Raw genomic sequence first — 6,091 nt, 5'->3', positions numbered from 1 at the left:
GGACCTCCGGGTTGTGAAGACTTCGACATCTCCACTAAGCCCGGAGGTCCTCCCTTCAACAACCGGAACTGACACCAACCTCCTGGCCGGGTACAACTAGGCTGTGGAGTCGGTCCGACCAGGGGCTTCGCAAAGGGTCTTCAACGGGAGAAGAGGGTTCGTGAGGCACACCAGCAGCCGGACGCGCAGCCGCTCGGGCGGCGGCGTGGTCTCGACGGCGTTCGGCGTGCTGGGCGAGCTGCTCATCACCCTGGGCGTGGTCTTCGGTCTGTTCGTCGTGTGGCAGCTGTGGTGGACCACGGTCCAGTCGAACCAGGCCGCGACGACGATCATGACGGAGTTCCAGGAGTCCCTCCCCGAGGCGCCGCAGGTCGCCGCCGAGCTGCGCACCGACGCGCCGCCCGTCCCGGAGGCCGTCGCCGAGGGCGAGACCATCGGCGCACTGATCGTCCCCGCCTGGTACGGCAAGACGGACAACACCATGCCGATCGTCCAGGGCACCTCGACCGAGCTCCTCAACAAGGCCGTCGCGGGGCACTACACCCAGACGCAGCAGGTCGGCGAGGTCGGCAACTTCGCGCTCGCCGGGCACCGGCGCACCTACGGCAACTCGTTCCGGTTCGTCAACGAGCTCGTGCCGGGTGACCAGGTCATCGTCGAGACCGCGAGCACCTGGTACGTGTACGAGGTCACGGGCCACGAGGTCGTCCTCCCGAGCCAGGTCGACGTCATCGCCCCCGTCCCCAACGAGCCCGGGGTCGAGCCCACCGAACGGCTCCTGACCCTGACCACGTGCCACTCCCCCACGCTCGGGGAGTTCGGCAACTCCCACCGGTGGATCACCTACGCGAAGTTCGTCGGGTGGATGGACCGGGCCGACGGGATGCCCGAGCAAGTTCTCGACGACCCGGGGGTGCAGTGATGTACGGGTGGATCTTCCGGCACCTGCCGGGCAACCGCTTCTGGCAGGTCGTGCAGTCGCTCGTCCTGGTGGCGGCCGTCGTGGCCGTCCTGTTCACCTGGGTGTTCCCGTGGGTCGCGGAGACGTTCAACGTCAACGGCGACCCCAACTTCGACTGAAGGTTCTCCGGTGGACCCAGGTCCAGGTGACCGCGGCGACGACGTGCCCGACGCAGAGGCCTACAGGCCGAGCGAGCGCTTGAAGGACAGGTCGACGACCAGCGTCGACGCGTCTCGTCCGGCCGACACGCAGACCTTCCGCCGGTCCAGGACCGAGATCGCCCGGCATCGTCCGTCCATCTCGAGCAGGTCCCGCTGGATCCCGGTCGACAGGTCGTCGCTCGCGAAGCTCAGACGCAGCCAGCAACCACCCGAGGCGCACTCGACGCTGTGGTCTGCCCCCGCTACCCCGGAAGGCAGGTGCGCCTGGTCGACGGTCGGCATCAGCATGTCGTCGACCTCGACCGCGACCACGGGGGCGAGCAGGAGGACCCCCAGTCCCGACGCCGACAAGAGCGCGATCACACCAAGTCGGCGCGTCGTCCGAGATCCTGCGGACGTGCCCTTCGACACCTGCTCGCCTCGCTCTCCGACGACGGTGCGGCCGCTGGAGGTCAGGGCCGTCGTGCCTCGCGGTTCAGCACCCTACCGCGACGACGGCCGACCGCGACGGCAGGGGCTGGTGGTCGATCCCCGGGCCGCTGCTCAGTCGAGGCAGAACTCGTTGCCCTCGACGTCCTGCATCACGATGCAGGACTCCTCGTCGTCGTCGGCCGGGAGGAGGCGCACCCGGGTCGCGCCCAGCGCGACCAGCCGCGCGCACTCGGCCTCGAGCGTGGCGAGGCGCTCGTCGCCCACGAGGCCGGTGCCGACCCGCACGTCGAGGTGCACGCGGTTCTTGACGACCTTGCTCTCCGGGACGCGCTGGAAGTACAGGCGAGGACCGACGCCCGTGGGGTCCTGGCAGACGAACGCGGCCCCTCGGTCCGCAGGCGGCAGGGTGTCGGCGAAGTCCTCCCACGTGGCGAACCCCTCGGGCGGCGGCGGGACGACGTACCCCAGCACCTCGCACCAGAAGAGAGCGACGCGCTCGGGGTCCGCGCAGTCGACGGTGACCTGGAGCTGCTTGACCGACGGCATCCGGCCACGATATCCACGGGCCCTCCGTCGAGGACGACCGGTCCCTTCGCGACACGCCGGACCCGCTCGTCACCCGGCGGCGGGCACCTCGGGGGTGCGCCGTCGCTCCCGCCGGAGACGACGCTGCGTCCGTTCGTCGCGCGTGTAGGCCGCCACGTCCCTGCTCGAGAGCGTGAGCAGCACCAGGATGTCGAGCGCCACGGTCAGCAGGGTCGTGCGGAACGTGATCTGGTCGCCGGACACGGCCCACCCCACGAACGAGGACGTGGTGCTGATCGCCGCCAGCACCATGACCAGGGCCCGCGCCCACGTCCGGCCCTTGAAGACCCGCCAGGCCAGGAAGAGCTGGAACAGGGCCACGAGCGAGAGCAGCACCACGACCACGACCAGCAGCGGGCCCGACGCCTCGTCGATGTCGTGCTGGGTCACGTCGCCGCCCAGGAACAGCGACCTCAGCGTCTGGTCCCAGTGCAGAGCGAGGTTCGCGAGCCAGATCAGGTCCGCGACGACACCCAGCACGACCAGCAGCGCGCCGGCGGTCGTCGCGGCCGGGCGGCCAGGCTTCTGCGCAGCGGCGTCCACGACCGGCTCTGCCGGGGCAGCCACGGCGCGGACGTCGACGACGGGGAGGGCGCCGTCGGTCCTGATCGCGTCGCCGCCGCCGTTGCGTGCGTGGTAGCCGGTCGAGAAGTCCTCGATGACCTCGACGTCGACGCCCACGTCGGCCGCGAGGAGCGTGCCCACGACGTGGTCGCGCTCCCGGTCGGTGTCCGCCTCGATCTTGTGCGTGACCTGGAGCGTGAAGAGCGAGAACCCCACGGCCCGGTCGTACGTCCCGGCCGCGAGCCAGTCGACGCGCCGACCTCCCGGCAGCGGCCAGGCCGGCGGGCAGCGCCAGAACCGGATGTGGTGGCGGCGCGACGGGTTGCCCTCGACCTCCTGCTGGTACGCGAAGTCCTGCTGGCGCCCGAACAGGAACAGCGGGCTCACGGGAGCCTGGTCGTAGCTGCGGCGGCTGAGCGTCGCCGCGACGATGCGTCCGCTCGAGGCGAGCGTGACGTCGTCGGCGAGGGTCCAGCCCGCGGCCTCCATCGCCGCGCGCACCTGCGCCTCCTCGCCCAGCAGCGCGAGGTTGACCGGGTCTCCCAGCAGCCCGTTCGCGGTGCGCGTGCGCCCGATGAAGTACTCCGGCACGTAGAGCGCCGTGAGAATGCGGTGCAGGCGCGGCAGGGCGAGGTACGCGATGACGAGCCAGACCGCGACGACGTAGAGGATCGCGAACCAGCCGAGGTGGATCGACTCGCTCAGCACGAGCCACGCGAGCCACACGGCCGCGAGCCCCGCGAAGACGAAGAAGAACCCGTCGCCGAGCGCGACGAGCCGGTCGCGCGCGCCGCGGGGACCCCTCGCCCCGTCGTCCGCCGCGCCGTGGTCTCCGGCGGGCGGGTGGGGGGGCACCTCGCCAGGTCCGTCGGCGGGCACCGCGACGGTTCGGGTGGGGTCGTGCGCGCTCTCGCGGGTCACGCCCCCAATCTATGGCGCGTGGCGCAGCCGGGCCGGGTGAGGGCGCAGGGGTGGGACCGGGCTCAGACCGAGCAGTCGCAGACGGGGTTGAACTCGACGACCTGGTCGCCGAGCTCGGGGTGCGCCCACGCCTGGGCCTCGGCGAGCGAGGCGAACCTGCGCCCGGCGAGGCGGCCGTTGGCGAACAGGACGCCGGCCTCGATCTGGTCGCGGACGTCGTCCGGCTCGGCGGGGGGCGCCGCGGTCCGGGGGGCCGCGTCGGTCCGGGTGCTCACGCTGGTCATGACGTCCTCCTGCGCTCGGTGGCTCCCTCCCAGTATGGCTCGGCGCCGCGGGTCCGTCAGTAGGCGGTGTGCGTCCAGAGGTGGAACAGGGCGTAGGCCCGGACGGGCGCCCAGGCCTCGGCCACCCGAGCGGCCGCAAGCGCGTCGATCCCGCCGAGGGCCTTGCGGAGCACCAGGTCGCCCGGCACGAACCCGTCACGGTCCCCGAGCACCTTGACCGACAGGTAGTCGACGGTCCACGGCCCGATCCCGGGCAGGGCGAGCAGCCGCGCGCGGGTGTCCGCGAGCGCCGCCGGGTCCTGCGCGGTGTCCGGGGCGAGCACCAGCCCGTCGGCGCAGGCCTGGGCGAGCGCGAGCAGCGTGCGGGTGCGGGCGCCCGTGATCCCGACGGCGGACCGCAGCTCCGCGGCCTGCGCCCCGGCGAGGGTCTCCGCGTCGGGGAACAGGCGCAGGTCGTGCGGCCCGGCGGGGGGTCCCGGGCGTCCGTGGGCGGCCGCGAGCCGCCCCGCGAAGGTCCGGCACGCCGCGAGGGAGACCTGCTGGCCCAGGACGGTCGTGACGGCGGCCTCGAACCCGGAGGGGTGCCCCACGACGCGCAGCCCCGGCCGCGCGGCGAGCAGGGGCGCGAGCACGGGGTCGGCGCCGAGCACGGCGTGCACGGTCGCGAGGTCGGCGTCCGTGTCGAACCACCGGGAGACCAGGGCGCTGACCGCGTCCGGGTCCCCGCCGTCCCCGCGCACCTCGATGCCCTCGGGCGCCAGCCGCACGGTCACGGCCGCCGTGCCCGAGCGCGTCTCGACGAGCCGCGTGACCTCCCCCCGCGCGGCGTCAGCGCGGTCGACGCGGTCGACGCCCGGCACGGCGTGCGCGACGAGCGTCGCGAGCGCCGAGGCCGCGTCGAACGGCTGGGCCACGGGCAGGTGCCGCGCCCAGGCCCCCTCCCCGGGGGCGCCGACCTGCGGGACGGTCGTGGCGCCGTCGGGCAGGCTCATGCCGCGTGCTCCAGCGCGAGCAGCAGGCGCTTGGCCTCCGGGCCGCCCGCGTAGCTGCCGCTCGAACCGTCCGAGCGCACGACCCGGTGGCACGGCACCACGAGCGGCAGCGGGTTCCTGGCGCACGCGGTCCCCACGGCCCGCACGGCGCGCGGGCTGCCCGCGGCCAGCGCGACCTGGGCGTAGGACGCGGTGCGCCCGTAGCCGATGTCGCGCAGGTGGCTCAGCACCTCACGCCGGAAGGGTCCCGTGGCCATGGTCAGGTCGAGCGGCAGGTCGAACGTGCGGCGCTCGCCCGCGAAGTACTCGTCGATCTCGGTCGCGAGCCGGTCCAGGCGCGCCGGGGACCGCAGGACGCGCGGGCTCACGGTGCGGGCGATGCGCTCGAGGACGGCGTCGTGCCCCTCGACGTCGAACGCGATGCGCACGACGCCCTGGTCGGTCGCGGCGAGCAGCAGCGTGCCCACGGGCGTGTCGAGCGTGCGGTAGGCGACGTCGAGCAGGCCCGACGACGCGGCGTCGGCCGCGAGGCGGTCGTGCAGCCGCGAGAGCGCGGCCCGGGAGTCGTCGCCGCGGCCCTGGTCGAGGACCCGCGCCAGGGGCCCGAGCAAGGTGGCGTCGTCGAACGAGGTGTCGCTCATGAGGCACTTCCTTTCGAGGCACGAGCGGAGGACGGGTGAGGCGCGGCCGGGACGTACGTGCGGCGCAACGTCGCCATGCCGTCGGCGGCCGCTCGGCGCGCGGCCTCGGTGCTGCCGCCCAGGATCGCGGCGACCTCGCGGTAGGCGAGGCCTGCCACGTGGTGGTACGCCACGGCCTGGCGCTGCTTGGGCGGCAGGGCGGCGAGCGCGCGCCACAGGTCGGGGTCCCGCTGCTCGACGTCGCGCTCGGGCAGCCCGTCGCGGCTGGGCTCGTGGGTGAGCTCGGCGACGTCGGGCACGGCGATCGGCGCGCGGGCGCGGCGCCGGGTGACGTCGATCGCCTTGCGGTGCGCGATCGTCACGAGCCAGGCCTCGACGTTGGCCCCCTCGTCGAGGCGCGGGTAGGCCGCGAGCGCCGACAGGAAGGTCTCGGACCACGCGTCCTCGGCGTCCACGGGCCCGAGGACCGCGCGGCACACCCGCAGGACCGTGGCACCGTGCTCGGCGACGACGCGCTCGAAGGGCTTCACGTCGGGTGGACGGCCCGGGC

General features: G+C 73.7%; 9 protein-coding genes. 2 read left to right on the top strand and 7 right to left on the bottom strand.

Annotated elements, in window-relative coordinates:
- Nucleotides 1-160: 160 nt before the first annotated feature.
- On the top strand, nt 161-922 hold the full coding sequence (locus NHG27_RS07300; RefSeq protein ID WP_497015485.1) for a class E sortase: 762 nt from the start codon (nt 161-163) through the stop codon (nt 920-922).
- A complete protein-coding gene (locus NHG27_RS07295) occupies nt 922-1,080 on the top strand; it encodes a hypothetical protein (RefSeq protein WP_193721018.1) in 159 nt (52 codons plus the stop codon). Before NHG27_RS07300 ends, NHG27_RS07295 begins: the two co-directional genes overlap by 1 nt.
- 60 nt (nt 1,081-1,140) lie before the next feature.
- Here NHG27_RS07295 and NHG27_RS07290 read toward each other — a convergent pair whose 3' ends face one another.
- The 7 genes from NHG27_RS07290 to NHG27_RS07260 all read right to left on the bottom strand — a co-directional run bounded on the left by NHG27_RS07290 (nt 1,141) and on the right by NHG27_RS07260 (nt 6,071).
- Nucleotides 1,141-1,485: a hypothetical protein gene (locus NHG27_RS07290; RefSeq protein ID WP_193721017.1), complete on the bottom strand. Its 345-nt coding sequence runs from the start codon at nt 1,483-1,485 to the stop codon at nt 1,141-1,143.
- A 180-nt stretch (nt 1,486-1,665) separates the two neighbouring features.
- On the bottom strand, nt 1,666-2,100 hold the full coding sequence (locus NHG27_RS07285; RefSeq protein WP_497015483.1) for a VOC family protein: 435 nt from the start codon (nt 2,098-2,100) through the stop codon (nt 1,666-1,668).
- Between the two features lie 69 nt (nt 2,101-2,169).
- Nucleotides 2,170-3,624 carry an LssY C-terminal domain-containing protein gene (locus NHG27_RS07280; RefSeq protein WP_321575488.1) on the bottom strand — a complete coding sequence of 485 codons (1,455 nt, stop codon included), beginning with the start codon at nt 3,622-3,624 and terminating at the stop codon, nt 2,170-2,172.
- A 62-nt stretch (nt 3,625-3,686) separates the two neighbouring features.
- Nucleotides 3,687-3,908 carry a YciI family protein gene (locus tag NHG27_RS07275; RefSeq protein WP_193721015.1) on the bottom strand — a complete coding sequence of 74 codons (222 nt, stop codon included), beginning with the start codon at nt 3,906-3,908 and terminating at the stop codon, nt 3,687-3,689.
- A 56-nt stretch (nt 3,909-3,964) separates the two neighbouring features.
- The gene (locus NHG27_RS07270; RefSeq protein ID WP_497015481.1) at nt 3,965-4,900 is read right to left on the bottom strand and encodes a DNA-3-methyladenine glycosylase family protein; all 936 of its coding nucleotides are present in this window, start codon (nt 4,898-4,900) and stop codon (nt 3,965-3,967) included.
- Entirely contained in the window at nt 4,897-5,541 is a 645-nt protein-coding gene (locus NHG27_RS07265) for a methylated-DNA--[protein]-cysteine S-methyltransferase (protein WP_497015480.1), read from the bottom strand. Before NHG27_RS07265 ends, NHG27_RS07270 begins: the two co-directional genes overlap by 4 nt.
- Nucleotides 5,538-6,071, bottom strand: a complete 534-nt coding sequence (locus tag NHG27_RS07260; RefSeq protein ID WP_193721012.1) for an RNA polymerase sigma factor — start codon at nt 6,069-6,071, stop codon at nt 5,538-5,540. Before NHG27_RS07260 ends, NHG27_RS07265 begins: the two co-directional genes overlap by 4 nt.
- Nucleotides 6,072-6,091: the final 20 nt, after the last annotated feature.

The organism is Oerskovia sp. 140933 (genome assembly GCF_059651515.1).
This window is presented reverse-complemented; position numbering and strand designations above follow the sequence as displayed.

Bases quoted from the DNA above. Each gene is read 5' to 3' on its own strand.
- NHG27_RS07270 (WP_497015481.1), bottom strand. From the start codon at position 4,900: ATGAGCCTGCCCGACGGCGCCACGACCGTCCCGCAGGTCGGCGCCCCC.
- NHG27_RS07265 (WP_497015480.1), bottom strand. From the start codon at position 5,541: ATGAGCGACACCTCGTTCGACGACGCCACCTTGCTCGGGCCCCTGGCG.
- NHG27_RS07285 (WP_497015483.1), bottom strand. From the start codon at position 2,100: ATGCCGTCGGTCAAGCAGCTCCAGGTCACCGTCGACTGCGCGGACCCC.
- NHG27_RS07295 (WP_193721018.1), top strand. From the start codon at position 922: ATGTACGGGTGGATCTTCCGGCACCTGCCGGGCAACCGCTTCTGGCAG.
- NHG27_RS07275 (WP_193721015.1), bottom strand. From the start codon at position 3,908: ATGACCAGCGTGAGCACCCGGACCGACGCGGCCCCCCGGACCGCGGCG.